Raw genomic sequence first — 26692 nt, 5'->3', positions numbered from 1 at the left:
CGTTTTCCCTTTCATGATCTGATCAAGGATGTATCCGATGAACCCGCACGTGGAACGAACTGACATCCTGGTCATCGGCGCCGGCCCGGCCGGGTCCGTGGCCGCTGCGATGCTGCGCCAGCAGGGTCGCCAGGTGCTGATCCTGGAGCGCCAGCAGTTCCCGCGCTTCTCGATCGGCGAGAGCCTGCTGCCGCAGAGCATGGAGTACATCGAGGCTGCCGGTCTGCTGCAGGACGTGGTGCAGGCGGGGTTCCAGTACAAGAACGGCGCGGCCTTCGTGCGTGGCGAGGCGACCACCGAGTTCGACTTCCGCGACAAGTTCTCGCCCGGCTGGGGCACCACCTACCAGGTGCAGCGCGCCGACTTCGATGACGTGCTGGCGCGCGGTGCCGAGCGCATGGGCGCCACGCTGCGCTTCGGCGATGAAGTGCTGTCGGTGCAGCCCGGGCGCCCGGCGCAGGTGCAGGTGCGCCGCCCGGATGGCAGCGAATACACCATCGAAGCCGGCTTCATCCTCGATGCCAGTGGCTTCGCCCGGCTGCTGCCGCGCCTGCTGAAGCTGGAGTCGCCGTCGAACTTCCCGGTGCGCGGCGCGATCTTCTGCCACGTGCGCGACCACATTCCAGCGGGCGCGGGTTTCGACCGCAACAAAATCCTGATCACCACCCATCCCGAACACGTGGACGTGTGGTACTGGACGATTCCGTTCTCCAACGGCTGCTGCTCGCTGGGCGTGGTGGCCGAGCCGACCTTCTTCGAACGCTACCCCGGTACCGATCTGGAAAAGCTGCAGGCGATCGTCGGCGAAGACCCGAACCTCACCCGACTGCTCAGGAACGCCGAGTGGGCGGTGCTGCCGGTGCGCACCATCACCGGTTATTCGGCCAACGTCTCTTCATTGTGGGGCGAGGGCTATGCGCTGCTGGGCAATGCCGGCGAGTTCCTGGACCCGGTGTTTTCCTCGGGCGTGACCATCGCCTTCAAATCGGCGCAGCTGGCCAGCGATTGCCTGGCACGCGAACAGGCCGGCGAAACGGTGGACTGGGAGCAGGACTTCTCGGTGCCGCTGCGCGCCGGCGTGAAGACCTTCCGGCGCTTCGTCGAGGCCTGGTATGCCGGCGGCTTCCAGAAGATCATCTACCATCCCGATCCGCAGCCGGAGGTACGCCGCATGATCTCCTCGATCCTGGCCGGCTACGCCTGGGACACGCAGAACCCGTATGTCGCCGATGCCAGTGGCCGGCGCCTGCGCGTATTGGAGGAACTGTGCAGCGCCTGATCCTGACCCTGTTGCTGAGTCTGCTGCTGGCCGCGTGTGCCAGCACCCGGATGCCCACGCCGCTGGTACAGCTGCCCACGCTGCAGCTGGCGCCCTCGGCGTTGCCGCAGCCGGTGCAGCTGCAGCAGCGCCTGCAGTTCCGCTTCGGCAGCCACGAGCGCGAGCTGGATGCGCTGCTGGAAGTGGATGCCGGGCAGGTGCGGCTGGCCGTGCAGGCCATGGGCCAGACCGGCGTGCGCATGGTCTGGGATGGGCAGCACCTGGAACAGACCCGTGCGCCGTGGCTGCCGCCGCAGGTGCGCGGTGAACGCGTGCTGGACGACCTGCAGTTCTCGCTCTGGCCGGCGGCGGCGATCCGCGCCGCACTGCCGGCCGGCTGGACCCTGCAGGAATCCGATGGCGTGCGGAGCCTGGAGCAGGGCGGCAAATCCTGGCTGGTGCGCGACACGCTGCCCGATGGCCGCGTGCGCCTGCGCAACCTGGCCGAGGGCTATGAACTGGTGATCGAATCGATGGACATGGGGCAGGGCCAAGAGTGAGCAGCTGTGCGGTCTATCTGAACGAACTGGGCGTGATCTGTGCGCTGGGCGCCGACCGCGCCGAGGTGCGCGGCGGCCTGTTCGCGCCACAGCCCGGCGGATTGCGCGACAACGATGCCATCCTGCCCGGCCGCACGCTGGCACTGGGCGAGGTCCATGCGCCGTTGCCGGACCTGGCCGAGCTGCCGGTGGCCCTGCGTGGCCGCAACAACGGCCTGCTCGACGCTGCGCTCGGCCAGATCCGCGAGGCCGTCGCTGCCGCCGTGGCCCGCTTTGGCGCCGAGCGCGTGGCGGTGATCATCGGCACCAGCACCTCGGGCATCGGCGAATCGGAGAGCGCGCTGCGCAGCTACCATCGCGACGGCACATGGCCGGCCGATTTCCATTATGCGCAGCAGGAAATGGGGACCGCCGCGCGCTTCGTGCGCGAGCGGATCGGCAGCACCGGCCCGGCGTGGACGATCTCCACCGCGTGTTCCTCCAGCGCCAAGGCGCTGATGTCGGCCGCGCGCCTGCTGCAGGCCGGCGCGGTCGATGCGGTGGTCGCCGGCGGCGCGGATTCGATGTGCCGCTTCACCGTGGCCGGGTTCAGCGCGCTGGAGTCGGTCTCGGCGTCGCGCTGCAATCCGTTCTCGGTGAACCGCAGCGGGATCAACATCGGCGAAGGCGCGGCGCTGTTCCTGATGACGCGCGAGCCGGGCCCCGTGCGTCTGGGCGGTTGGGGCGAATCCTCCGACGCGCACCACATGTCCGCCCCGGACCCGCAGGCACGCGGCGCGATCGATGCCATGCAGCAGGCGCTGGACCGGGCCGGCCTGGCCGCGGCGCAGATCGACTACGTGAACCTGCACGGCACCGCCACCGGCCACAACGATGCGATGGAAAGCCAGGCGGTCGCGGCGGTGCTCGGCACGCAGGTGCCGGCCAGCTCGACCAAGCCGCTGACCGGGCACACGCTCGGTGCCTCCGGGGCGATCGAAGCGGCGCTGTGCTGGATGACGCTGGCGGACAACCCGGACCAGCAGCTGCCCACCCACTGGTGGGACGGGCAGGCCGATGACGCGTTGCCGGCGCTGGCGCTGGTGGCACCGGGCACGTGCGCCGCGCGGCCGCTGCAGCATGTGCTCAGCCACTCGTTCGCCTTCGGTGGCAGCAATGCCGTGCTGGCGCTGGCCCGGGGATGAGCATGCCGCTGCCCGATGACATCGACGCGGTGCTCCCGCACCGCGACAGCATGCGCCTGATCCACCGCGTGGTGGCCTGGGAGGACGCATCCATCGCGGTCGAGGTGGACGTGCCGGCGCAGGGTCTGTTCTGCACCCCCGACGGTGTTCCTGCCTGGGTCGGGGTCGAATACATGGCCCAGGCGATCGCCGCCTGGGCCGGGTGCCGCGCGCGCCATGCCGGCCGGGCGCCGTCGATCGGCTTCCTGCTCGGCACCCGCCGTTACACCGCCCACCAGCCGTTCTTCGCCGCCGGCAGTTGCCTGCGGGTGGAGGCGAACTGCGAGCTGTTGGGCGAGAATGGCCTGGGCATGTTCGCCTGCCGGATCCTGGCAGGTGATATCGAAATGGCGGTCGCCAACGTCTCCGTGTTTGAACCCACGGATGCGATGGCCTATCTGGAGACTGGAGAGGCATGACAGGGAATTTGACCGTGCTGGTGACCGGCGCCAGCCGTGGCATCGGCCGTGCCGTGGCGCTGCGTTGCGCGCGCGACGGCTTCGATGTGGTGGTGCATTGCCGCAGCCGCATCGAGGAAGCGCAGGCCGTGGTGGCCGAGATCCAGGCCCTGGGCCGCCAGGCCCGGGTGCTGATGTTCGATGTGGCCGACCGTGACGCCGCGCGCACCGCGCTGGAAGCGGACATCGCCGAGCACGGCACCTATTACGGGGTGGTCTGCAACGCGGGCATCGCCCGTGACGGCGCCTTCCCGGCGATGCCGGCCAAGGATTGGGATGCCGTCATCCACACCAACCTGGACAGCTTCTACAACGTGCTGCATCCGTTGGTGATGCCGCTGGTCCGCCGGCGCAAGCCGGGCCGCATCGTCACCTTGTCCTCGGTGTCCGGCCTGGTCGGCAACCGCGGCCAGACCAACTACAGTGCGGCCAAGGCCGGGATCATCGGCGCCACCAAGGCGCTGGCGCTGGAACTGGCCAGCCGCGCGATCACCGTCAACTGCGTGGCCCCCGGCCTGATCGAGACCGAGATGGTCAATGAGGAAGTCGTCGAGCACGCGCTCAAGTTGATTCCCGCCAACCGCCTGGGCCAGCCGGACGAGGTCGCTGCAGCCGTGTCCTTCCTGCTCTCCGAATCGGCCGGGTACATCACCCGACAGGTGATCTCGGTCAACGGAGGCATGGTCTGATGGCCCGTCCCGATCGTCGCGTCGTGGTCACTGGCGCCGCTGCCATCAGCCCGCTCGGGCAGGATTGGACGAGCATCCGCGCGCGCCTGCAGGCGCGGACCAACGCGGTGCGCTACATCCCCGAGTGGGAAGTGTTCGATGGCCTGAATACCCGCCTGGCCGCGCCAGCCGAGGAATTCGAGCTCCCGTCCAACTACAACCGCAAGACCACCCGCAGCATGGGCAAGGTGGCGGTGATGTCGGTGCGCGCCACCGAACTGGCGCTGGAGACGGCCGGCCTGCTGGGCCATCCGGTGCTGCGCAGTGGCATGGCCGGCGTCGCCTACGGTTCGTCCTCGGGCAGCCACGAAGCCACCGCCGAGTTCGGCCGGATGCTCCATGAGCACACCACCGAAGGCATCAGCGCCACCACCTACCTGAAGATGATGAGCCACACCTCGCCGGTGAACATCGGCGTGTTCTTCGGTTTGTCCGGCCGCGTCTACACCACCTCCAGCGCCTGCACCTCGGGCAGCCAGGGCGTGGGCTCGGGATATGAAGCGATCCGCAGCGGCAAGCAGACGGTGATGGTCACCGGCGGTGCCGAGCAGCTCGACGCCACCGCCGCGGCGGTGTTCGACACCCTGTTCGCCACCAGTGTGCGCAATGACGCGCCGCAGACCACGCCCAGCCCCTTCGATGCGCACCGCGACGGCCTGGTGCTGGGCGAGGGCGCCTGCACGCTGATCCTGGAAGAGCTGGAGCATGCGCAGGCGCGCGGCGCCACGATCCTGGCCGAAGTGGTCGGCTACGGAACCAACAGCGATGGCCAGCATGTCACCCAGCCCAGCGCCGGCACCATGGCGCAGGCGATGCGGCTGGCGCTGGAAGATGCCGGGCTGGCCGCCGACCGGATCGGCTACGTCAACGCACACGGCACCGCCACCGAGCACGGCGACATCGCCGAAACCCAGGCCACCCACCAGGTGTTCGGGCCGGGCATGCCGATCAGCTCGCTGAAGAGCTACGTCGGCCACATGCTCGGGGCCTGCGGTGCGTTCGAAGCCTGGCTCAGCATCGAGATGATGCGCGAGGGCTGGTTCGCCCCGACCCTGAATCTGCATGAGGTCGATCCCCGCTGCGGTGCGCTGGATTACATCGCCGGCGAGGGCCGCGCATTGCAGACCGACTACGTCATGAGCAACAACTTCGCCTTCGGCGGCATCAACACCTCGTTGATCTTCCGCCGCTGGCAGGACTGACCGCAGTTTCCGGCCCGCGTCGCGGGCCGGCCGTTCCGTAGACCCCTCGCATCCCCCCAACAAGGAGAAAGTTGAATGCGTCGTTTTGCCCTGATCGCCGCCACCGCCCTGCTCGCCGTTGCCAGCACCGCCCAGGCTCGCGACACCCGTGTCGAGCAGTCGCTGCATGAGCTGGTCAATTCCGCTGAAGCCCGCAATGTCGGCATCGACGGCAGCGTGAAGTTCTATCTGGCCGGTGAAAAGGTCAGCGTGGTGGAACGCCTGGGCGAGGACGTGACCAACAAGAAGACCAACGCCGCCAACAAGAGCGACGCCGAGGCCTGCCGGTGGGTAGCCCTGTCGGCGCTGCGCGCGCTGCAGGATGGCGCAAAGTCACGCGGTGCCAATGCCGTGGTCGACATCGTCAGCTACTACAAGAAGAACGAGTTCAAGAGCACCACCAACTACGAATGCTATGCGGGCGCAATCCTGGCCGGCGTGGCGCTGAAGGGCACCTACGCCAAGGTGAAATAAGCACGCACGACCACCGTCCCCCCGGGGCGGTGGTCGGCGGAAAGCGACGCATTCATCACGGCGGCATGGGCAGACTGCAGCGGCGCCCAGCTGAACGACATCGCGACATTGATGAACCCCATGCTGTCCCGCGACGGAAAACCGACAGCAGAGCGTGCACGCAGCTTTCACCTGTGCCGGCTTTCCTCCACAATCATTGCCATTCACTACCCTGGGCAAAGCCCTGCGGCATGCAAGCCTACGTCTATAAAAGCCAACGCAAGCAGGACAGCTTCGTCTATCTCGCCGTTCGTGATGACTTCTCGGTCATCCCGGACGCGGTGAAGGCCTCGCTGGCGCCGTTCCAGTTCGTTCTCGAAGTGGCCCTGACTCCCGACCGTCGCCTCGCCCAGGCCGATGCCGCACAAGTGCGCCAGAACCTGACCGAGCGGGGATTCCACCTGCAGCTGCCGCCGCCGCCCCTGGCGCCGGTCCGGATCCCGCGACGCAATGACTGACGCCCAACGCCCCCGCGCCGTTGCCTCCGCTGCCACGCTCGGCGTGCTGCTGGCCCTGGCTGCGGCCGTCGGTGGCGTGCCCGGCGCCGTATGCGCCGCGCTGGCCCAGCCCGCATTCGCGCTGGCGGTGTCGTGGTGGCGCCGCACCCGGCCGCTGCAAGCGCTGCCACAGGTGGCGCGCCAGGATGCTCCCGCGCTGCTGGCGCTGTGGTCCCTCGGCCCGCTGCTGCTGACGTTGCTGGTGGCCTGGCCACTGAGCGCACTGCACGACAGCGGCAGCCTGGCGGCCGTGCTGGGCCTGAGCGTGGCGGTCAGCGCCGCGCTGCTCGGGGTCTGGCGGACCTGGCCGTTGTGGAATGACGTGGAGCGCAGCGAAGGCAGCCTGGCGCGCCACTGGCAGACCCTGGCCGGGCGCGACCTGACCGCCTGGCGCGGCCTGGCCGTCGCCGCGCTGGTGGTGCTGGTCTGCGCGCTGGTGGTGCTGCCGGCGTGGCCGGGGCTGGTGTCGGACGCACTGCACTGGCCGACCGCCGCTGCGGTCGTGCTGCTGTCGCCGTTGGCGCACCTGCTGCTGCAGGCGATCGCACCGGCCGACGCGTTGACGGCGACATTGCCGGTCCAGATGAGTGGCGACCGCGAGGATCCGTTCGCCGGGCACCACGCCGAGCCCACGCCGCTGGAATCGATCGGCCTGCACGAACAACAGCCGGCGCTGTACGACGCCGCGCGCAGCGGCCGGGTCGACCGCGCCCTGCAGCTGCTGCAGGCCGGCGCGGACCCGCACGGCCTGCCTGATCCGGCCTGGCGCGACCAGCGCAGCCTGGCCGTGCTCGCCGCGGTGCTGCCGGACCTGCGCCTGCTGCGTGAACTGATCGCCCGCGGCGTGGGCGTCAACGCGCCGCATCGCGGCATGACCCCGCTGCTGGCCGCCACCCGCGACAGCTGGCACGGTCGCCCCGAGGCGGTGATGACCCTGCTCGCCAACGGCGCCGATCCGCGTGCGGTGGACAGCGAAGGCAACACCCCCCTGCACCATGCCGCGCGCAGTTCCGATCCCGGCGTCGCCGCGTTGCTGCGCGATGCCGCCGCCGAAGTGGATGCGCTGAACGACGATGGCTGGTCACCGCTGGCAGTCGCCTGCCAGGTCGGCAACTGGCGTCTGGCCAAGTTCCTGCTCGAACGCGGCGCGAAGACCGAGCCGGCCGAAGGTACGCCCGTGCTGCTTGCCGCCGCCGGTACCGAAGAAGACGATCCGGCCGGTGTGCAGCTGCTGCTCAAGCACAAGGCCCGCGCCGACGCGCGCGACCGCCAGCGCCGCAGTGCGCTGCACGAAGCCGCGCTGGCCGGCCATGTCGACATCATCGATGTGCTGCTGGCCGCCGGCGCCAATCTGGAAGCGCGCGATGCACTGGCGCGCACGCCGTGGCTGGAAGCCGCGCGCGGGGGCCGTGCCGGCGTGGTGGAACACCTGCTGCCACACCAGCCCGACCTCAATGCGGTCGACGGCGAAGGACGCAATGCGGTACTGCTGGCCTGCATGGCGGACAACGTGTCGCCGCTGCTGGTGCGCCGCCTGCGCGACCTGGGCATCGCCGTCGACGTGGCCGATCCACAGGGCCGCCGTGCGGTGGACATCGCCGCCGGCGCCGGGCGCTGGGCGATCGTCTCGCTGCTGGATCCCGCCTATCCGCTGCCGTCGGCGGTCAGCGATGGCCTGGTGATGTCTGGTGACAGCGATGCGGCCGCGCCCTCGTTGCCGGACCGCCCGCCGCTGGAACTGCTGCGCGAAGCGCTGAGCTTCGGCAACGTGGAGGGCATGGCCGCGCTGGCCCGCCTGTGCGCGCCGGAGGAACTCGGTGCGCTGCTGCACGATGCCGAACTGGCGCTGGATCCACAGGCGCTGGACTGGTTGCTCGCGCACGGCGCGGCGCCCGAAGTGCTCGATGCCTGCGGTGATACCCCGATGTTCGCGCTGCTGGCGCGGGGCATCGACGCGGTGCCTGCGCTGCAGGTGCTGCTGCGCCGTGGCCTGTCCCCGGCCGGTCGCGGTGGCCTGGCACGGCTGTTGAGCGCCTGCGCCCAGCACGACCACGCCTCGCGCGGGCTGGAACAACTTGCGCTGGAACTGCTGGAACGCGGCGCGGATCCGTTCGCGCCGTCGCCGGCCGGCGACCCGCCGCTGTCGCTGGCGGTGCGCCTGGGCTGGCTGCGCCTGCAGCAGGCGCTGCTCACCCAGGGCGTGGACCGCGAAGCGCGCGACAGCCATGGCATGACCGCGCTGCATCTGGCCACCGCGCTCGCACGCGAAGGCTCGATCAAGCTGCTGGTCCAGCAGGGCGCCTCACCCGAAGCGCGTGCGGCCGACGGCCAGACGCCGCTGGGCGTGGCGCTGTCGATCGGTCGCCGCGACCTCGCCGACTGGCTGGACTGGCGGGTATGGCCTTTGCCGCGCCGCGCGCTGCGCGACGGCGACCTGCCGGCTGCGGCGATGGCCGGCGATGCAGATGCCGTGCGTCGCCTGATCGATCTCGGCTTCGGCGTCGATGTGGTTGACGCCCAGGGCTGCACCGCGCTGCTGCGTGCCGCCGGTGGCGGTCACCTGGCCGTGGTCGACCTGCTGCTTGCCCGCGGCGCGAATCCGCAGCATGCCGCGGCCAGTGGCGCCACGCCGCTGTCGGCCGCGGTGAGCATGCGCCAGATCGATATCGTTTCGGCCCTGCTCGATGCCGGTGCCGAACTCGAATACCGCCTGCCGGGCGGTGTCACCGTGCTGATGCTGGCCTCGGCGCTGGGCCTGCCGGACATCGTCTCGCGCCTGCTCACCGCCGGTGCCAACGTCCATGCGGGCGACGCCCAGCAGCTCGGCCCGCTGCACTGCGCCGCGCTGTACGGCTTCAGTGCGCGCGACCGCTCGCGTCTGCTCGCGCTGCTCGACACGCTGCTGCTGGCCGGCGCCGAACCGGACCAGGCCGCCGCCGGCTCGGTCACGCCGTTGCTGCTGCTGCTCGGCGCCCGCGCCGAACCGGGCACCGCCTGCGACGAGCAGATCGTGCTCGCCGCGGTGGAGCGCCTGCTGGACGAAGAGGTCTCGCTGGACGTGCGGGATCCGCGTGGCTTCGGCCCGCTGCATCTGGCGGCCCTGCACGGCCTGCCGCTGCTGGTGCAGCGCCTGCTGCGTGCCGGCGCCGACCCGGACGTGCGCGACGCACTCAACCGCAGCCCGCGCGAGATCGCGGTGATGCGTGGTTTCATCGACGTCGCCGGCGAATTCGAACCGCTGGTGCCGGGGGTGTCCTCGATGGCCCGGTTCCTGCGCGATAACGGCTGAGCCCCGCCTGGTAGTGCCGGCCGCTGGCCGGCAGCGCTCAATGATGCACGGGCAGGTGCACCCCCAGGTCCATCAACGCGGTGGGGTGCCGTCCGCACCCTTCCCATCACTCTCCGCATCTGCCTCAAACAGATGCATCAGGTCCGCACGCGCATCGCGCGAGGTCTGGATCACCGCCGCTTCGTCGTCGTAGACCAGGTACTGGTCGCGCAGCAGCTTCTCGTCGTGCTCGCGGAAACGCTGCACATGGTTGCGCGCGGTCTCCACCGACATGCCGAGCGCGATCAGCATCCGTTCGCTCAGTTCCAGGCTGGTCCCGAACACTTCGCGGAACGGCTCGGCGGACATGTCCATCAGGCGCCACGCATGCTGTCGGTTGCGCGCGCGCACCAGCACCACCGCATCCGGGTACATGCGCCGGATCAGCCGCGTGGCCCGCATGTTGGCGTCCGGATCATCCAGCGTGACCACATACACACGGATGTGCTCGCCGCCGGCGGCACGCAGCATTTCCGGCCGGGTCGGGTCGCCGTAATACAGCTTGTTGCCGAAGCGGCGCAGGTCCGAGACCGTGTCCGGATTCGACTCCAGCGCCACGAACGGAATCTTCTGCGCGGTCAGCAGGCGCGCCACCACCTGGCCGAAGCGGCCCATGCCGGCGATCATCACCTGGGGCTGCACATCGTTGATATCGACGGTGTCGGCAGGCTGGGCGGGGGCCTTGGGGCCCTCATCGCGACCCAGCAGGCGGATCAGGCCGATCATCAGCAGCGGGGTGATCGCCATCGACAGGCCGACGATCGCCACCAGCCGGTCATGGTTGGCATTGCCGAGCAGATGCGCGCGCTGCGCCTCGTTGAACACCACGAACGCGAACTCGCCGCCGAGCCACAGCACGCTGCCCAGCAGCACCGCGTGGCGGGTCCGCAGTTTGGCCAGCTTGCCGATGCCGAACAGCAGGCCGAACTTCACCACCAGCAGGATCGCAACGCCCGCCGCGATCATCATCGGCTCGGCGACGATGCGGTCCAGGTCGATGCCCATGCCCACGGCGATGAAGAACAGGCCGAGCAGCAGTCCCTTGAACGGCTCGATCTGCGATTCCAGCTCGTGGCGGAATTCCGAATCGGACAACAGCACACCGGCCAGGAAGGCGCCCAGGCTGGGGCTCAGGCCGGCCTCCTGCATGAACCACGCCGTGCCGAGCACGACCAGCAGCGCGGTCGCGGTGAACACTTCCGGGCTGCGCGTGCGTGCGATGATGTTGAACAGCCGGCGCAGCACCGGCCGGCCGCACAGGATCACCACCGCCAGCGCACCGATCGCGATCGCCACGTCATTCCACTGCAGGGTGTCGTTGCGTGCACCGCCGAGCAGCGGGATCGCCGCCAGCAACGGGATCGCGATCAGGTCCTGGAACAGCAGGATCGCAAATCCGAGCCGCCCGTAATCGCTGTTGATCGCTTTGTGTTCGGACAACAGCTGCAGCCCGACCGCCGTGGAGGACAGCGCCAGCGCGATGCCGACGATCAATGCACTCTTCCACTGGAAGTGATCCAGCATCAGCAGGCTGCCCAGCACCAGCGCGCTCAGCGCCACCTGCAGCGCGCCGGCCCCGAACACCGAGCGGCGCATCACCTTCAGGCGGGCGGGGGACAGTTCCAGGCCGATCACGAACAGCAGCATCACCACGCCGATTTCGGCGGCACTGAGGATGCGGTCGGCGTCCTGCACGAAGCCCAGGCCATCCGGGCCGAGCACCACGCCGGCGGCCAGGTAGCCGAGCACCGCGCCGAGGCCGAGCTTCTTGAACACCGGTACCGCGATCACTGCGGCCAGCAGCAGCACCAGGGCCAGCTCGAGCGCGCCGCTATGCATGGGAGAACCTGCTCATGGGATCGTGTGCCGTGCGGGTGGAAAACCTCCCCGGCAGCCGGGGCCCGTGGCCGGGGCCACGCACCATTATGCGGCCGGCATGGACGCCGAAGGCCACTGTCACCCGAACGGGCCGCGGCCCAAGGGTTGACCTGCGTCACACCCGGGTCCAGACTGCCCGCCGCTGCTGGCGCGTCCGCCGTCGGCAGTACACCCCTCCGGAGTCTCCAACCCATGTCCAGCGACAGTAGAAGTCGACCTTGCTCGACGCCAGCGATGGCTACCGCCTGACACGGGTCGGTTCGCCAGCGTTGGCGTCGCGCAATGCGATACCCACAGGCGAATACGATGAACCAGAAAGACCTGCTGCGCCCGGTGGCCGATGCCGCCTCGTTGAGCGCACCCCTCGATAATTTCAACACCGCCGATGCGGTGGAATTCCTCAACACGCTGAGCCTGTCGCGCGCCGCCGACACGCTGGCCGCGTTGCCGTTGCCGCGTGCGGTGAAGATGCTCGAACAGCCCGAGCTCAACCGCGGGGGCGACCTGGTGGCGGCGATGCCCGTTGCCCGCGCGGCCGCCCTGCTGGGCCTGATGGCCGACGACCGCGCCACCGATATCGTCCACGAGCTGGACGAGGACGAGCGTGCGCGCCTGATCCCGCTGCTCAGCCCGGAAGCGCGCAAGGCGATCCAGCAGCTGCTGAGCTACCCGGCGCACACCGCCGGTGCGCTGATGACCACCGAGTTCGTCAGCGTGCCTTCGGACTGGACGGTCGGGCGCACCCTGCAGCACATCCGCGAGGTCGAGCGCACCCGCGAGACGGTGTACGCGATCTACGTGCTGGACCCGCACACCCGCGCGCTGGTGCAGGTGGTGACCATGCGCCGGCTGATCACCGGGCTGCCCGAGGAACCCATCCTCGACGTCGCCCAGGTCAACCCGCCGGTGACGGTGGAGGTGCAGATGGACCAGGAAGAGGTCGCGCAGCTGATCCGCCGCCACGACCTGCTCGCGATCCCGGTGGTCGATGCGCAGCACCACGTGCTCGGCATCGTCACCGTGGATGACATCCTGGATGCACTGATCGAAGAATCCACCGAGGACGTGCACAAGTTCGGCGGCATGGAAGCGCTGGAAAAGCCGTACATGCAGATCGGCTTCTTCGAGATGCTGCGCAAGCGGGCTGGTTGGCTGAGCGTGCTGTTCCTCGGCGAAATGCTGACCGCCAGCGCGATGCAGCACTACGAAGATGAACTGGCGCGCGCGGTGGTGCTGACGCTGTTCATCCCGTTGATCATGAGCTCGGGCGGCAACTCCGGCTCGCAGGCCACCTCGCTGCTGATCCGCAGCCTGGCCCTGCGCGAGCTGCGCCTGCGCGACTGGTGGAAGGTGGCGCTGCGCGAGGTGCCGACCGGCATCACCCTGGGCGCGATCCTGGGCGTGCTGGCGATCATCCGCATCGTGTCCTGGCAGCTGCTGGGCCTGCACGACTACGGCGAGCACTGGCAGCTGCTGGCGCTGACGATCGGCGCGGCGCTGGTCGGGATCGTCACCTTCGGCTCGCTGTCCGGCTCGATGCTGCCCTTCATCCTCAAGCGCCTCGGCTTCGACCCGGCCAGCGCCTCGGCCCCGTTCGTGGCCACGCTGGTCGACGTCACCGGCCTGGTCATCTACTTCAGCATCGCCGCGATGATCCTGCGCGGCACCCTCCTTTAACGGGGACGGAGGTAGTTAATAACAGGGACGGAGGTGGTTATTAACCACCTCCGTCCCTGTTACTGTCTGGTCGCATGAGCACCTACCACCTGCAAGCCGTCTTCCGCCCGCAGTCGGTCGCCGTGATCGGCGGCAGCCCGCGTGAACGCTCCGCCGGTCGTGCGGTGATGCGCAATCTGCGCGACACCGGGTTCCCCGGGAAGGTCGCCTGGATCAATCCGCGATACAGCGAAATCGACGGCATCCGCACCGTGAAGCGGCTCAAGGACCTGGACTGGGTGCCGGAACTGGTGGTGATCACCGCCCCGGCCAGCATCGTGCCGCAGGTGGTGGCCACCGCCGCCGAGCGCGGCGTCAGTGCGGCGATCATCCTCACCGCCAACCTGGGCGAAGGCCCGGGCTCGCTGGCCGCACAGGTGGAGGCGGCCGCCCGGCCCAAGGGCCTGCGCATCCTCGGCCCGCACTGCCTGGGCGTGATTGCCCCGCACGCGCGCTTGAACGCCAGCATCGCCGCGCATTTCCCGCAGGCCGGTGACCTGGCCCTGATCTCCGAGTCCAGCGCGATTGCCGCGGCCCTGGTGGAGTGGGGCGTGGCACGCTCGGTCGGTTTCTCCGCCGTGGTCTCGCTGGGCGACACGCTGGATGTCGATTTCGGCGACCTGCTCGATTACTTCGCCACCGATTACCGCACCCGCGCGATCCTGCTCTACGTCGAACACATCCGCGACGCGCGCAAGTTCATGTCGGCCGCGCGTGCCGCCGCGCGCGCCAAGCCGGTGGTGGTGGTCAAATCCGGCCGCCACATCCGCATCAACCCCGATGCCGATACCCACGTGCAGGCGCTGGCCAGCGCCGATGCGGTCTACGGCGCGGCATTCAACCGCGCGGGCCTGCTGCGCGTGAGCGCGCTGGACGAACTGTTCACCGCCGCCGAAACGCTGGGCCGGCTCGGCACGTTCCCCGGTCGTCGGCTGGCGATCCTGAGCAATGGCGGCGGGGTGGGGCGGCTGGCGGTGGATCAACTGCTGGCCCTGCGCGGCAGCCTGGCCGAGCTGTCGCCGGCCACCGTCACCCAGCTCGATGCGGTGCTGCCGCAAGGCTGGTCGCGCAGCAATCCGGTCGACATCGTGGTCGACGCCGATGGCGACCGCTACGCCGCCGCGATCGAAGCGCTGATGTCCGATACCGAGAACGACGCCGTGCTGGTGGTCAACGTGCCCACCGCGTTCACCTCCTCGGCCGATGCCGCGCAGGCCCTGACCCGCACGCTTGGCCTGCGTCCCCGCCATCACCGCGACAAGCCGGTATTCGCGGTCTGGCTGGGCAACGACGACCGTGCCACCGCCACGCTCAACGCCGCGCGCGTGCCGACCTATCCCACCGAAGCCGAGGCCGTCCGCGGCTTCCAGCATCTCGTGCGCTACCGGGATGCGCAGGCCGCGTTGATGGAAACTCCGCCCAGCCTGCCAGAGGATTTCGTGGTCGATACCGCCGGCGCCCGTGCGCTGGTGGACGCCGCGCTCGCCGCCGGTCAGCAGTGGCTGGACCCGATCGCCACCCACCAGCTGCTCACCGCCTACGGCATTCCATCGGCACCGGTGATGCAGGCCCGTGATGCCCACGAGGCGATGGACCTGGCCCAGCCGTTGCTGGAGCAGGGCGCCACGGTGGCGATCAAGGTGTTCTCGGCCGACATCCCGCACAAGTCCGATGTCGACGGCGTGCGCTTGAACCTCAGTACCCTGCAGTCCGTGCATGCGGCAGCCACCTCGATCATCGCGCGCGCGCACGAGAAGCGACCGGATGCGCGCATCGATGGCGTGCTGGTGCAACCCACCATCGTGCGGCCGAAGGCGCGCGAGCTGATCGCCGGCATTGCCGACGACCCGACCTTCGGCCCGGTGATCGTGTTCGGCCGTGGCGGCACCGCCGTCGAAGTGATCGACGACAAGGCCATCGCCCTGCCACCGCTGGACCTGCGCCTGTCGCACGAACTGATAGGGCGCACGCGCGTGTCGCGCATCCTCAAGGCATACCGCGATGTCCCGGCCGCCGACGAACGCGCGGTCGCGCTGATCCTGGTCAAGCTCGCCCAGCTGGCCGCCGACATTCCCGAGATCCGCACGCTCGACATCAATCCGCTGCTCGCCGACCGTGATGGCGTGATCGCGCTGGATGCGCGCGTGGCGATCGAACCGTCGCGCAAGCTGCACAAGGGCCGCGGGCATCCGCGCTTCGCGGTGTTCCCGTATCCCAAGGAATGGGAGCGCACCATCACCCTGTCCGACGGCGCACCGGCCTTCGTGCGCCCGGTCCGCCCCGAGGATGACGCGCTGTTCCGCGCGTTCTTCGCCCGCGTCACCGATGACGACCTGCGCCTGCGCTTCTTCCAGTCGGTGAAGCACTTCAGCCACGAATTCATCGCGCGCCTGACCCAGCTCGACTACGCGCGTTCCATCGCGCTGGTGGCCATCGACCCGCGCAGCGGCGACATGCTCGGCGCGGTGCGGCTGCACGCCGATGCGGACTACGACCGCGGCGAGTACGGCATCCTGATCCGCTCCGACCTCAAGGGCCATGGCATCGGCTGGCGGCTGATGGCGATCATGATCGAGTACGCCCAGTGGCTCGGCCTGAACATCATCGAAGGCCAGGTGCTGCGCGAGAACAGCACCATGCTGGCGATGTGCCAGAGCCTGGGCTTCAAGACCAAGCTCGACCCGGACGACTCGACGGTGATGGTGGTGACGCTGCCGGTGCAGGACGTACAGGTGCCGCAGGTACCGGTGTGAGCATCGCCCGGCAGCATCGAAACGGCCGCTTCTACTGGAACTGGAATTCCTCGATCACCTTGCTGCACGTGTTGTCCAGCTCCACACTGAACGACTTGCGTTCATTCCTGCCCAGCGGATCTGCAAGATCGTCCTTATGCAGGACGGCGAAGCCGCGGCCACCGGCCAACGGCGGCGATATGGACACCAGATAATCCGCCGGTTTCCACGTCCGCGTACGCCGGACGTACGCGTCCACAACGCGTACGCACTCCGGGTGCTTCTGTGCCGCCAGAACATTGGCCTTCACCAGCTCAGGCAGTGTCTGCAGCGCATCCTTGTCCGAGGCCTTGCATGCAGGGGATATGGCAGCAAGACAAAGGCACAGCGCGAACGTCGGTACTCTGGACATCATTCGCCCCTCCGAACAGGTATGAATTCATAGCCCTCGTGGCTTCGGATCAAACCCGGTACGCCCATCTGCTGCATGAAAGTGGCGTCACCCGGGTTGCCGAACGGATTGTACCCCTCCGCGCGCGTATTAGGATGCGTGTGGAAGAAGCCAAGCACCGTACAGCCGCAGATGAACGGGTCCGGCTTGATCGTGGATTCCTGACTCATCCTGTCGCGGCTGCCGGCAGGCAGTCGATAGAGCCAGGGCTGACGCTCGCCCAAGGTCAGTACCACCCAGCCGCCGTTCTCGCGTTTGGTTGATCCAGGCCTTCCCGCGCGCACTTCGGGCGCATTCGGACTGGAATCCTCCCAAGCGCGCTCGGTCTCTTTTCGCAGTTTCGGATCCCGCGCCCATTCCGGGTCGTCCGCTCCCACCGGCCACCCGACCCGCGCCGCCTCGCTGGTCTGCCTTGCGCCCCCGGCCGCGTTGCTGCCGCCATTCACTCTGGTGGCCATCGTGGTGAACTCGCCGGTGCTCATGCAGCTCCCATCCTTATTGGCCAGGTGAGACCCGGTGCAGCGCCCATCCGGATCATGGTACCGGTACGGGTTGCTGTCGGCGTAGCGGTACCTGTTGAGCATGGCGACCGGGTTCATGAAGGCCGGTATGGGATCCGGCGACAGGAACAGTGCAATCTGCGGATCGTAATAGCGCTGTTGCATGTACACCATGCCTGGATCTGCGTCCTCCACATGGCCGGTGAAGCCGGGCTTGCCATCGCTTACCCCGGTCGACATGCCGAAGGTGGTGTACTGGAGGCGTTGGAGCACGGTTCCCTGGGCAGAGCTGTAGGCAATGGGACTTCCGAGGACGTCGTTGTGGACGTACTTGATTGAGGCAGTGCCGTCCTGGGCCGTCTCGATCGCCGCAACCGCAACGCCATCTAGGTAGACATGCGAGGTGTGGCGAAGCGCCTTCGACTCGAACTGGACGGCAAGCTTTCCGGAGCGGGTATAGAAGTATCGGTTCGTGTCCTGGCCATCCGCTGCCCGGCGCTGGACTCTCCTGCCCGCGGCATCGTAGGCATAGGTGGTCGAACTGGCCGACGCGACGAGCCGGTTGTTCGCATCGAACGTGAAGGTCCGCCCGTTCTTGTTGATCATGTTGCCCTGCGCATCGTACGCAAGGCCAATGATGGTCGCGCCATCATCGGTCCGGATGTTGGTCAGACGATTCGAGGCATCGTAGTAGTAGTTGAACGGCGTGGCTCCTGCGGTCGTCATGCGCGTGAGGTTGTCGAAGTCATCATAGGAGAACGACTGGTTGACTCCGGCCTCGGGCGTTATGACGTTCAATATCCGATCCACACCGTCATAGCTCATCTGGCGATTGAGGCCGGTCTGCCCGTCAAGATCCATCATGGAGCTGACATTGCCGCCCTTGTCGTACCCATAGGCAAGCCGCATAACGCCTGCGTCGCTCACCTGGCTCGGCAACAACCGCTCATTCAAGGTTCGCTGATGGCGAATGCCATTTCCGTAGATGAACTCTGCGATGGTTCCGGTCGCACCACGCTTGACCCCCGAGACAAGCGTCCGCCCGGCGCTGTCGGTAATGCCCCGCGACCTGCCGAGCGCATCGGGATGGTGGTCGATGTGGACGCCGGACGGAAGGGTATAGCCGGCCAGGGAGCCATTGCCATCATAGGTATACGAAATGGTCCAATCCGACTCATTGCTGATGCTCGACGTCTCCGATGCCAGCGACCGGCGGCTGTTGTAGGTAAACGTAGATACGGCCGAGATACCGCCGCCGTTGCTTGAGGAGATGCTGTTGATGAGCCCGTCAGGGGTGTACAAGATGCTTTGGTTGCCCAGTCCATCCGGCGACACGATCGCCGACAGTCGACCGTTTGCGTCATAGGAGCGGGTAATCGCGCGCGGGGAGCTTGCGGCAGCCTGCTGATCACAGCTGCTTGTCGAAGGAAGCGCCAGCCCGCTGGCGGTCCACAGGATGCGCCCAGCTGCGTCCAGGCCGACAGCGGTCGCCCCGGTCTCGGGTTCAATGCTCTTGCAGAGGCGATAGTGGGTGTCATACACGTAATGGCGCTGAAGCGGAGCGCCGTTTCTTGAATCCCGCGCGATGCGGGTTATGACGCCGTAGGGGTTGCGATCAATTCGGGTGACGCGGGACTCGGGCTCTTCGATCAGCGTTTCCCGATCTGTTTCCGGATCCGAATAGGCCTGGTAGGTAGTCGTCGTCACGTTGTTGCGTGCATCGGAACGCTTGACCCGGCTTCCCGCCAGATAGACCTGGGCGGTGACCAACGGGCCCTGTTCACTGTCCGCAGAGGTGCCGGTCAACCTGCCCAGCGCATCGTAGGTGTAGGTGGTGCCCCGCAGCGGCGGAGGCGGAGGAGGGGGCGGTTCGCTCACCGTGATGGCGACGTTTGGCGTGAGCACGCCGAACCATTCCACGCCATCGCGCACCATGCGCCACTGGAAGTTGTAGACGCCCGGTTGTGCCGGTGCGACGACGGTCGCCTTGAACTCTCCGACCGCGCCCAACGGCACGTCTGCCGTCTGTATCCGGTGGGTACCCCACAGGGTGTTGTCAGGAGGGTTCTGCGCGCCGAGCGAATACGCCTGGCTGGCGCTCCACACAAAGTCGCCGGTATTCCTCAGCCGGATTGTGACGGGATAGGACTTGCCCACCTCCATCGCTGTGGGTACCTCCTGCGAATCAAACTGTGAGGCGTTGATCGGATTGATGATGTACACGGAGAACACCTGCGTTGGCAGGCCGAAGGCGACCGTGTCCCGGCGCATCTGGAACTGGAAGTAGTAGTTGAATCCGTGCGGATTGAAAATCTTTGCGGTGATGTTGAACTGGAAGGTGTACGACTGGCCGGGGGCCACATCGTGGGAAATGCCCTGCGGGGCGAAGTCCCAGACGTAGCTGTCACCTCCGTTCACGAAATCGAGGAAGTAGCTTCCGGCGCGCCAGGTTGTTTCACCGGTGTTGACCATCTGGATGGACATTGTCATGGGCCGCCCGGTTACCGGAGGTCCGACCGAAGAAATCGTGCCCGGCGCGGCGGCATCGATCGGCTCCGGTGGGCTGTTGACCGTGATGACGACAGGGCCGCTGGACATCGGACGGTGGGTCATGTCGCCATCGGGCAGAATCCGGGTGGCGATCGCGCGATACATGTACTCATAGCGACCGGGCGGAAGCCCGCGTACAGGGATGGTCCCCTGCGGGATGACACTGATAGTCACGCCGTTCTGGGTGATCGCGGTGTTCTCGATGAACTCCGCTTTGGGCCCGGAGGACACCGAATAGCTCACCTGGAGATCGAAGTTTGCAGGCGCAACGTAGGTCGTCGTGGCCGGCCCGGTCAGTTTGATGGTTGCCTGCGCAGCGGCGTTGGAGGCGGTGAGTACCGTCAGCAGCAGGAGGAAACGGAGGAAGACATGTGCGCGCATTGGGGTCTCCATACCTCAGCGATAGCGACCGGGATAGGATTCGTAGATCAGCCGATTGGCATGGTCGTACCGCCGTAGGGTCTGGGACAGAGTTCCCGCCCTGTCTGCAGCGTCGTATTCCTCCTCCAGGACCGGCCTCAGCAATGCGTCGTAGTAGGTGACCTTGCGGCGGTTACCTGTCGCTTCGGTTTCCTTCCAATGGCCGGCCGGTATGCCCAGCTCGGCTGTTGGCAGGCGCGAGAAGGTCATGGAGGTGGCGTTCCAGGCGGTCCCGGCATCGGCAGGGAGGGTGATCATGGAGAGCCTGCCCATTGAATCGTAGGCGTAGCTGGTCTGGAGATTGTTCTCGTCCCGCGCGGCGCCCACCCAGCCGTTGTCGTCGACCGTGGCGCCGCGAGTGGTCCCGTCGGGGTTGATCACGTGCTGCGGAGTACCACGCTTCCACTGCTGAAGCTGGGTCATGCGGCCGGTAGGATCGGTGGCGGTTGCCACCGTGCCATCGCCGTTGTAGGTGAAGCTCACCTGCAGCAGCCCAAAGCTGAACTTTTCCAGCGGACGCAGCAGATCGTCATACGTCGCCGCAGACAGGACTTGCCCGGAATCCTCGTCGCGTGTCGATGCCACTGCACCGAGGATCCAACGGGCCGGGTTGTCCAGGTACTGTCGCCGCTCGCGCATCACGCCCGACGGGCCGCTCCGGGTGGTCAGCGCCGGCCTCGCAAACGCGTCCCACCCGTCGCTGGCACGCCGGTACTGCGTGCTCTCCCGCACGGTGAGGCGCTCGGCAAGTGGCTGGACCAGACCGTCTGCGTACTGCATGAAGTGCAGGCTGCTTCCAACACGCGCTGGGTAGTGCGCTCCGGCCGGCGGCGAGCTCAGATACCGCGAGCTGGTGCTTTCCAGCACAACGCCATCGCTCCCGGCGGTCTGGCGTTCAATGATCTTGCCTTCATCGACAAGGAACGTGTGGCCGAACCCGTAACGCGTGGTCGAGCCATCGGGGTGGGTCACCGTCGACCAGCGCAGCGGTGTGGATGGGTATCCGCCGGTTATCGACAGCTGTGTGCGCATTTCACCGAGCCCGGCGCCGGCGACCACTCGATCTGTCAGCGACCAGACGGAGTAGTAGTTGGGCTGCACCGGCGAGTAGCAGGCATCCAGATTGGAGCGGAAGATGGTCTTGTATACGAACGAGAACGTGGCGCGCGCGCCGCCGGGATGCGTGACGTTGTAGGCGTAGGGCCCGGTAACCTCCCCGATGATGGTATCGCAGGGCGTGGCTCCCTCCTGTGGCGGTGCCATCCAGGCCGGTCGAACGCTGCCCACCCAGTCGTAGCTCCAACGGGTTGCATCGGGAAGGATCACCGCCGCCAGGCCTCCATCGGTCGTGCTGGTCGGCTCGCGATACTGGTACTGCCAAGTGCGTCCTGCGGTCGTGGCGCTGACCATGCGTCCATTCTGGTAGGCCATGTCGATCCTGCGGCCGTCGTTGGACTGTATGGAGGCAAGGTTGTCGTTGACGTAGGTGTACGTGACCCAGTTGCCCTGCTGGTCCTCGACACGCGATGCGGCCAGGTACACCTTGTAGTGGGGGACGGTGTGATACGTTCGCAGGCGGAAATTCGGCATCTGCCGGGTGATCATCGTGTCGAAGTAGTAACGCGTTCCATCCGGCATGACGGCAAGGAACCCTTCACCGGGCGCACCATTCTTGAGCTGGGGCAGGCAGCGGATGCGGATGTCCCCATCTGCGGCCCACGGATAGGTCTGACCATCTGCCGGCATCGGAATAGCTGCAGCCGCCTTCAGCATCAGCCGTGCGGGTTGTCCGGGAAGATGCAGGTTGTAGCCCGACCACATCTTCTCGATGTAGAAGTCGCCCAGAATGGCGCTGTAGGGTGCCTGTTGCAGACTGCATCGGGCATTGCGCGAGGGGTTGCCCTCGGCCGCCATCGTCCAGCCGTGACTGGTAAAGCTGCCCTCCAGGAAGGGGACTTCCAGTTGCCAGTCGTAGAGCGACCCGAAATCGAACAAACGCGAGCCGGAAATGAAGTAGCGCTCATCGATCTGGCGGCTGCGGGTGAGCTCCACCTTCAATGCGTTGTTGCCGGGAATAGAGATATCGGTGGCTGAGAACCGCGTTCCGCCATCCAGGTAGGAGATCTGCTCCCCAAACGCCTCACCGGCGTCCAGCGCGGCGGTGCGTCGCGCCTGCACCTTCTGCGCGTAATCGGACACTTCTTCCAGATAGCTCTGGGCGTGGCTTGCAGTACATAGTCCGATGCCGAGCAGCACGCTGACGAGCGTGCAGGTAAGACGGTTCATGCAGGTCCCCTTTGGCGACGATTCAGCGCGATGAGCAGGCACCCCTGCCGCCCATGCAATTCCGTCCCAATATTCGCGATGAAAGACAGCGCTTCCGCTATCGGGATTCTCTGAAATATGTGTAGGGAAACCGGCTGGGCAGGGGGCGCAGGGACGGCTGCCCATTGTCTGAAACCCACTGCGACGGCTGTCAGCGGGGCGCTGGCGCGTCGCCGACCTTGGTCTGGGACCCGGCACGGGGGACACTGTCGCGATGACCGATCGCTTCCCCCTGCTGCTGCTCCCGGGCCTGCTCAACGACGCTGAACTCTGGCGCGCGCAGATCGCCGACCTGTCCGATATCGCCGACTGCATCGTCGGCGACCAGACCCGCGGTGAGACGATGCAGGCGGTGGTCGAGGACGTGCTGGCACAGGCACCGGCGCGCTTTGCCCTGGCGGGATTCTCGCTGGGCGGCTTCGTGGCGCAGGCGATCCTGCGCACCGCGCCAGAACGGGTGTTGCGGCTGGCCCTGATCGACACCTCGATCCATGCCGACTCGCCCGAACGTGCCAAGCAGCGCCAGACCCAGCGTGCCAGCGTGCGCCTGCCCGGGAAATTCCACGGCTTCGGCGACACCCTGATGCGCAGCTATATCGATGCCTCGCGGCTGGATGACTACGTGCTGGTCCAGCGCGTGCGCGACATGACCGCGCGGCTGGGCGCGGAGGTGTTCCTGCGCCAGAGCGCACTGGACCGCGTGGATGGCCATGATGTGCTGGCCGGGTACCGCGATCCGCTGTTGATCGTGTGCGGTGCGAACGACCGCATCACCCCACTGGCGATCAGCGAGGAGATGCATGCGCTGGTGCCGCACTCGAACCTGGTGGTGCTGCCGGACTGCGGGCATCTGACCCCGATGGAGAAGCCCGACGAGGTCAGCGCGGCAATGCGGGACTGGTTGCGGTGATACCGGCCACGCACTTCCGGTGATGCCGGCCAGCGGCCGGCACTACCCGATGATGTCCACGCCGTTGATCGGGCGCTGGCTCTTCCGGTAGGTGCCGACCGTTGGTCGGCACGCACCCCCCACGCCCGACCAACGGTCGGGCGCTACCGATCAATCCCAGGCCGGCGCGATCGCTTCCGGGTTGGCCAGGCGATGCCCGCGATCCAGCGTGGCGATCTGCGCCATGTCCTCATCGCTCAAGCGCAAGTCGGCGGCCAGCAGGTTGCCGGCCAGGTTGTCGCGCTTGGTCGAGGACGGAATCACCGCGTAGCCCTGCTGCAACGCCCAGGCCAGCGCGACCTGGGCCGGGGTGGCCTGGTGGCGGTCGGCGATGGCCTGGATCACCGGGTCCTTGAGCACTTCGCCGTAGGCCAGGCTCATGTAGGCGGTGACATGGATGCCCTGTTCCTTCAGGAACGCGATCAGCGCGCGGTTCTGCAGGTACGGGTGGACTTCGATCTGGTTGGTCGCGATCGCGTCGGCCCCGAGGATGTCGATGGCCTGGCGGGTCTGGGCGATGGTGAAGTTGGAGATGCCGATCTGCCGGGTCAGCCCGAGCGACTTGGCCTCCGCCAGCGCGCCCAGGTACTCGGCCATCGGCACGGCATCCTTCGGCGACGGCCAGTGGATCAAGGTCAGCTCGACGTGGTCGGTGCGCAGCTTGCGCAGGCTCTCGCGCAGGCTGGCCAGCAACGCGTCGTGCTGGAAGTTGGCGATCCAGATCTTGGTGGTGAGGAACAGATCATCGCGGGCCACGCCGGATTCGGCGATGGCCTGGCCGACCTCGGCCTCGTTCTCGTAGATCTGTGCGGTATCGATGGCGCGGTAGCCGACGTCCAGTGCGTTGCGCACCGAGTCGATGACGGTCTGGCCCTTCAGGCGGAAGGTGCCGAGGCCGAATGCGGGAATGCTCATGGAAACTCCTTCATGGGGTGAGGTGCAGGCTACGCCGTGCACCGTAAAGCGACGTAGAGCCGACCGTTGGTCGGCTGCGGTTGCGTGAAACGAATCGTTGGGCGACTGCTGTTGCGTAAGGCGAACCGTCGGTCCGGATCGATCAATGCGCACTCACCGCGATGCCTTCGGCGCGGTCGGCCACACCATCGCGACGGTCCAGGCGGCCACTCCATGCGGTCAGGCCGAAGGCGCCCATCACCACCAGCGCGCCGAGCCACGGGGTGTGCATCAGGCCGAAGTGATCGACCACCAGGCCACCCAGCGAAGCACCGAGCGCGATGCCGACGTTGAACGCGGCGATGTTCAGGCCCGAGGCCACATCGGCGGCCTGCGGGGCGAACCGCTGTGCCTGCTTGACCACGTACACCTGCAGCCCCGGGACGTTGCCGAACGCCACCGCACCCAGCGCCAGCACGGTCAGCAGCACCAGCCAGGTGTTGTAGGCGGTGAAGGTGAGCACGAACAGCACGGCCGCCAGCAACGCGAAGATCAGCTTCAGTGCCGGGATCGGGCCGCGACGGTCGGCCAGCCGGCCGCCCCACAGATTGCCGATCGCCACCGACACGCCATACACCAGCAGCACGCCGCTGACCGCATTGGCGGAGAAGCCGGTGACGTCCTGCAGGATCGAGGCCAGGTAAGTGAACGACAGGAAGGTGCCGCCGTAGCCGAGCGCGGTGATCGCATACACCAGCAGCAGGCGTGGCTGGGCGAGCACGGCGAACTGCTGGCCGAACGTGGCCGGCGCGCTGCGCTGCAGGTTGCGCGGGACGAACAGCAGGCTGCCGATCAGCGCGATCACGCCGAGCGCGGCCACGGCCAGGAAGGTGGCGCGCCAGCCCAGGTGCTGGCCGATGAAGGTACCCAGTGGCACGCCGGTGACCAGCGCCACGGTGAGGCCGGTGAACATGATCGCGATCGCGCTGGCGGCCTTTTCCTTGGGCACCACCGAGGTGGCGATGATCGAGCCGATCGAGAAGAACACTCCGTGCGCCAGGCCGGTCAGCACGCGCGCCACGATCAGCGAGCCGTAGCCCGGGGCCATCCAGGCGATCACATTGCCGAGGGTGAACAGCAGCATCAGTGCGACCAGCAGGGTCTTGCGCGGCACCCGGCCAGTCAGCGCGGTGAGCACCGGCGCACCGACCGCCACGCCCAATGCATACAGCGACACCAGCAGCCCGGCCGAGGGCAGGGTGACGCCAAGGTCGGCGGCGATGGTCGGAATCAGGCCGACGATGACGAATTCAGTGGTGCCGATGGCGTACGCACCCAGCGTCAACGCCAACAAGGTCAAGGGGATACCACGGGACATGGACGGATACCGGTGGGGAGTGAGGCTGCGCAGTCTGCGCGCCGTACTCTTGCGGAAAAAGCGGCCTTCACGCCAATCACTGTTGCCCCATGGTCAATAATGGAGCACCTCCACCATGCCGCCGCCATGAAAACGACCCTGGATGAGATGCAGGCCTTCATCGCCGTGATCGACAGCGGCTCGATCACCGCCGCCGCCGAGCAACTGGGTCAGACCACCTCCGGGGTCAGCCGGGCGCTGGGCCGGCTGGAGGAAAAGCTCGGCACCACGCTGTTGACCCGTACCACGCGGCGCCTGCAGCTGACGGAAGAAGGCGACGCCTTCCTGGCCCAGGCCCGCGCCATCGTGGCCTCCGTGGAAGCGGCCGAGGAGCAGATCGCCGCGCGGCGCCAACGCCCGGCCGGCCGCCTGCGCGTGGATGCGGCGATGCCCTTCGTGCTGCACGTGATCGCCCCGCTGGTGGCCAGCTATCGGGCGCGCTATCCCGACGTGGCCCTGGAGCTCAACAGCAGCGAGCGCTACATCGACCTGCTGGAGCGGCGCACCGATGTCGCCATCCGGATCGGGCCGCTGGCCGATTCCACCCTGCATGCGCGGCCGCTGGCCCACAGCCGCCTGCGCGTGATGGCCAGCCCGGCCTACCTGCAGCAGCACGGCACCCCGCGCGATGTGGCGGCACTCGGCGAGCACACCCTCCTCGGCTTCAACGAGCCCGATTCGCTCAACCACTGGCCACTGCCCGGCGCGACCGACGCGCTGCTGCACGTGCGCCCGGCGGTGGCGGTGTCCAGCGGCGAAACGCTGCGCCGGCTCGCGCTGGAAGGCGTCGGCATCGTCTGCCTGTCCGACTTCATGACCCACCGCGACCGCGAGGCCGGCGCCCTGGTGCAGCTGCTGCCGGAAATCACCGTGGAAGTGCGCCAGCCGATCCACGCCGTGTACTACCGCAACACGGCGGTCTCGGCGCGGATCAGCTCGTTCCTCGATCACCTGGCCGAGGCCATGGTGGGCACCCCCTACGTCCGGTAGTGGGGGGGGGGCGGGGGGCGGGTGGGGGGGCGAGGTGGCGAAAGTGGGGGGGCCCGCGGCCGGG

19 protein-coding genes are annotated in these 26692 nt (G+C 67.5%); 13 read left to right on the top strand and 6 right to left on the bottom strand.

Going from position 1 to position 26692, the window contains the following annotated elements:
* The first annotated feature begins 37 nt into the window (after nt 1-37).
* The 9 genes from ABE434_RS13270 (at nt 38) to ABE434_RS13230 (ending at nt 9767) form a co-directional block, all read left to right on the top strand.
* Entirely contained in the window at nt 38-1279 is a 1242-nt protein-coding gene (locus tag ABE434_RS13270) for an NAD(P)/FAD-dependent oxidoreductase (RefSeq protein WP_346479172.1), read from the top strand.
* Nucleotides 1267-1818: a DUF3261 domain-containing protein gene (locus ABE434_RS13265; RefSeq protein WP_176987831.1), complete on the top strand. Its 552-nt coding sequence runs from the start codon at nt 1267-1269 to the stop codon at nt 1816-1818. The genes ABE434_RS13270 and ABE434_RS13265 overlap by 13 nt, the downstream gene beginning before the upstream one ends.
* On the top strand, nt 1815-3002 hold the full coding sequence (locus tag ABE434_RS13260) for a beta-ketoacyl-[acyl-carrier-protein] synthase family protein (RefSeq protein WP_346479171.1): 1188 nt from the start codon (nt 1815-1817) through the stop codon (nt 3000-3002). The genes ABE434_RS13265 and ABE434_RS13260 overlap by 4 nt, the downstream gene beginning before the upstream one ends.
* Before the next feature lie 2 nt (nt 3003-3004).
* A complete protein-coding gene (locus tag ABE434_RS13255) occupies nt 3005-3460 on the top strand; it encodes a hypothetical protein (RefSeq protein ID WP_257018678.1) in 456 nt (151 codons plus the stop codon).
* On the top strand, nt 3457-4188 hold the full coding sequence (locus ABE434_RS13250; RefSeq protein WP_346479170.1) for a 3-ketoacyl-ACP reductase FabG2: 732 nt from the start codon (nt 3457-3459) through the stop codon (nt 4186-4188). Before ABE434_RS13255 ends, ABE434_RS13250 begins: the two co-directional genes overlap by 4 nt.
* Nucleotides 4188-5429 (top strand): beta-ketoacyl-ACP synthase, encoded by a 1242-nt coding sequence (locus ABE434_RS13245; RefSeq protein WP_346479169.1) that lies wholly within the window; start codon nt 4188-4190, stop codon nt 5427-5429. Before ABE434_RS13250 ends, ABE434_RS13245 begins: the two co-directional genes overlap by 1 nt.
* Before the next feature lie 75 nt (nt 5430-5504).
* Nucleotides 5505-5942, top strand: coding sequence for an excinuclease ATPase subunit (locus ABE434_RS13240; RefSeq protein ID WP_319207511.1), 438 nt, complete (start codon nt 5505-5507; stop codon nt 5940-5942).
* Nucleotides 5943-6172: 230 nt separating this feature from the next.
* Complete coding sequence (locus ABE434_RS13235) at nt 6173-6439, top strand: YcgL domain-containing protein (RefSeq protein ID WP_176987837.1); 267 nt, start codon at nt 6173-6175, stop codon at nt 6437-6439.
* Nucleotides 6432-9767 (top strand): ankyrin repeat domain-containing protein, encoded by a 3336-nt coding sequence (locus tag ABE434_RS13230; protein ID WP_346479168.1) that lies wholly within the window; start codon nt 6432-6434, stop codon nt 9765-9767. Before ABE434_RS13235 ends, ABE434_RS13230 begins: the two co-directional genes overlap by 8 nt.
* A gap of 72 nt (nt 9768-9839) precedes the next feature.
* Here ABE434_RS13230 and ABE434_RS13225 read toward each other — a convergent pair whose 3' ends face one another.
* The gene (locus tag ABE434_RS13225) at nt 9840-11645 is read right to left on the bottom strand and encodes a monovalent cation:proton antiporter-2 (CPA2) family protein (RefSeq protein WP_176987839.1); all 1806 of its coding nucleotides are present in this window, start codon (nt 11643-11645) and stop codon (nt 9840-9842) included.
* Nucleotides 11646-11990: 345 nt separating this feature from the next.
* Between ABE434_RS13225 and mgtE the strand changes: the two genes are divergently transcribed.
* Together mgtE and ABE434_RS13215 are read left to right on the top strand one after the other, a co-directional pair.
* Nucleotides 11991-13361 carry a magnesium transporter gene (mgtE, locus tag ABE434_RS13220; RefSeq protein ID WP_176987840.1) on the top strand — a complete coding sequence of 457 codons (1371 nt, stop codon included), beginning with the start codon at nt 11991-11993 and terminating at the stop codon, nt 13359-13361.
* Between the two features lie 74 nt (nt 13362-13435).
* Complete coding sequence (locus tag ABE434_RS13215; RefSeq protein ID WP_346479167.1) at nt 13436-16153, top strand: bifunctional acetate--CoA ligase family protein/GNAT family N-acetyltransferase; 2718 nt, start codon at nt 13436-13438, stop codon at nt 16151-16153.
* A 31-nt stretch (nt 16154-16184) separates the two neighbouring features.
* Here the strand turns inward: ABE434_RS13215 and ABE434_RS13210 are convergent, their stop codons facing one another.
* The 3 genes from ABE434_RS13210 to ABE434_RS13200 are packed head-to-tail and all read right to left on the bottom strand — an operon-like array spanning nt 16185 to nt 22339.
* On the bottom strand, nt 16185-16544 hold the full coding sequence (locus tag ABE434_RS13210) for a hypothetical protein (RefSeq protein WP_346479166.1): 360 nt from the start codon (nt 16542-16544) through the stop codon (nt 16185-16187).
* A complete protein-coding gene (locus ABE434_RS13205; RefSeq protein WP_346479165.1) occupies nt 16544-20014 on the bottom strand; it encodes an RHS repeat-associated core domain-containing protein in 3471 nt (1156 codons plus the stop codon). The genes ABE434_RS13210 and ABE434_RS13205 overlap by 1 nt, the downstream gene beginning before the upstream one ends.
* A gap of 15 nt (nt 20015-20029) precedes the next feature.
* Nucleotides 20030-22339, bottom strand: coding sequence for a hypothetical protein (locus ABE434_RS13200; protein WP_346479164.1), 2310 nt, complete (start codon nt 22337-22339; stop codon nt 20030-20032).
* Between the two features lie 253 nt (nt 22340-22592).
* Between ABE434_RS13200 and ABE434_RS13195 the strand changes: the two genes are divergently transcribed.
* Nucleotides 22593-23288, top strand: coding sequence for an alpha/beta hydrolase (locus tag ABE434_RS13195; RefSeq protein WP_346479163.1), 696 nt, complete (start codon nt 22593-22595; stop codon nt 23286-23288).
* Between the two features lie 150 nt (nt 23289-23438).
* Here ABE434_RS13195 and dkgB read toward each other — a convergent pair whose 3' ends face one another.
* Both dkgB and ABE434_RS13185 read right to left on the bottom strand, forming a co-directional pair.
* A complete protein-coding gene (gene dkgB / locus ABE434_RS13190) occupies nt 23439-24242 on the bottom strand; it encodes a 2,5-didehydrogluconate reductase DkgB (protein WP_346479162.1) in 804 nt (267 codons plus the stop codon).
* A gap of 142 nt (nt 24243-24384) precedes the next feature.
* Nucleotides 24385-25599, bottom strand: a complete 1215-nt coding sequence (locus ABE434_RS13185) for an MFS transporter (protein ID WP_346479161.1) — start codon at nt 25597-25599, stop codon at nt 24385-24387.
* Nucleotides 25600-25725: 126 nt separating this feature from the next.
* Between ABE434_RS13185 and ABE434_RS13180 the strand changes: the two genes are divergently transcribed.
* Nucleotides 25726-26628, top strand: coding sequence for a LysR family transcriptional regulator (locus ABE434_RS13180; protein WP_346479160.1), 903 nt, complete (start codon nt 25726-25728; stop codon nt 26626-26628).
* The last annotated feature ends 64 nt before the right edge of the window (nt 26629-26692 follow it).

This window comes from Stenotrophomonas sp. TWI1183 (genome assembly GCF_039673115.1).
In the GTDB taxonomy this organism is placed as follows: domain Bacteria; phylum Pseudomonadota; class Gammaproteobacteria; order Xanthomonadales; family Xanthomonadaceae; genus Stenotrophomonas; species Stenotrophomonas maltophilia_AA.
This window is presented reverse-complemented; position numbering and strand designations above follow the sequence as displayed.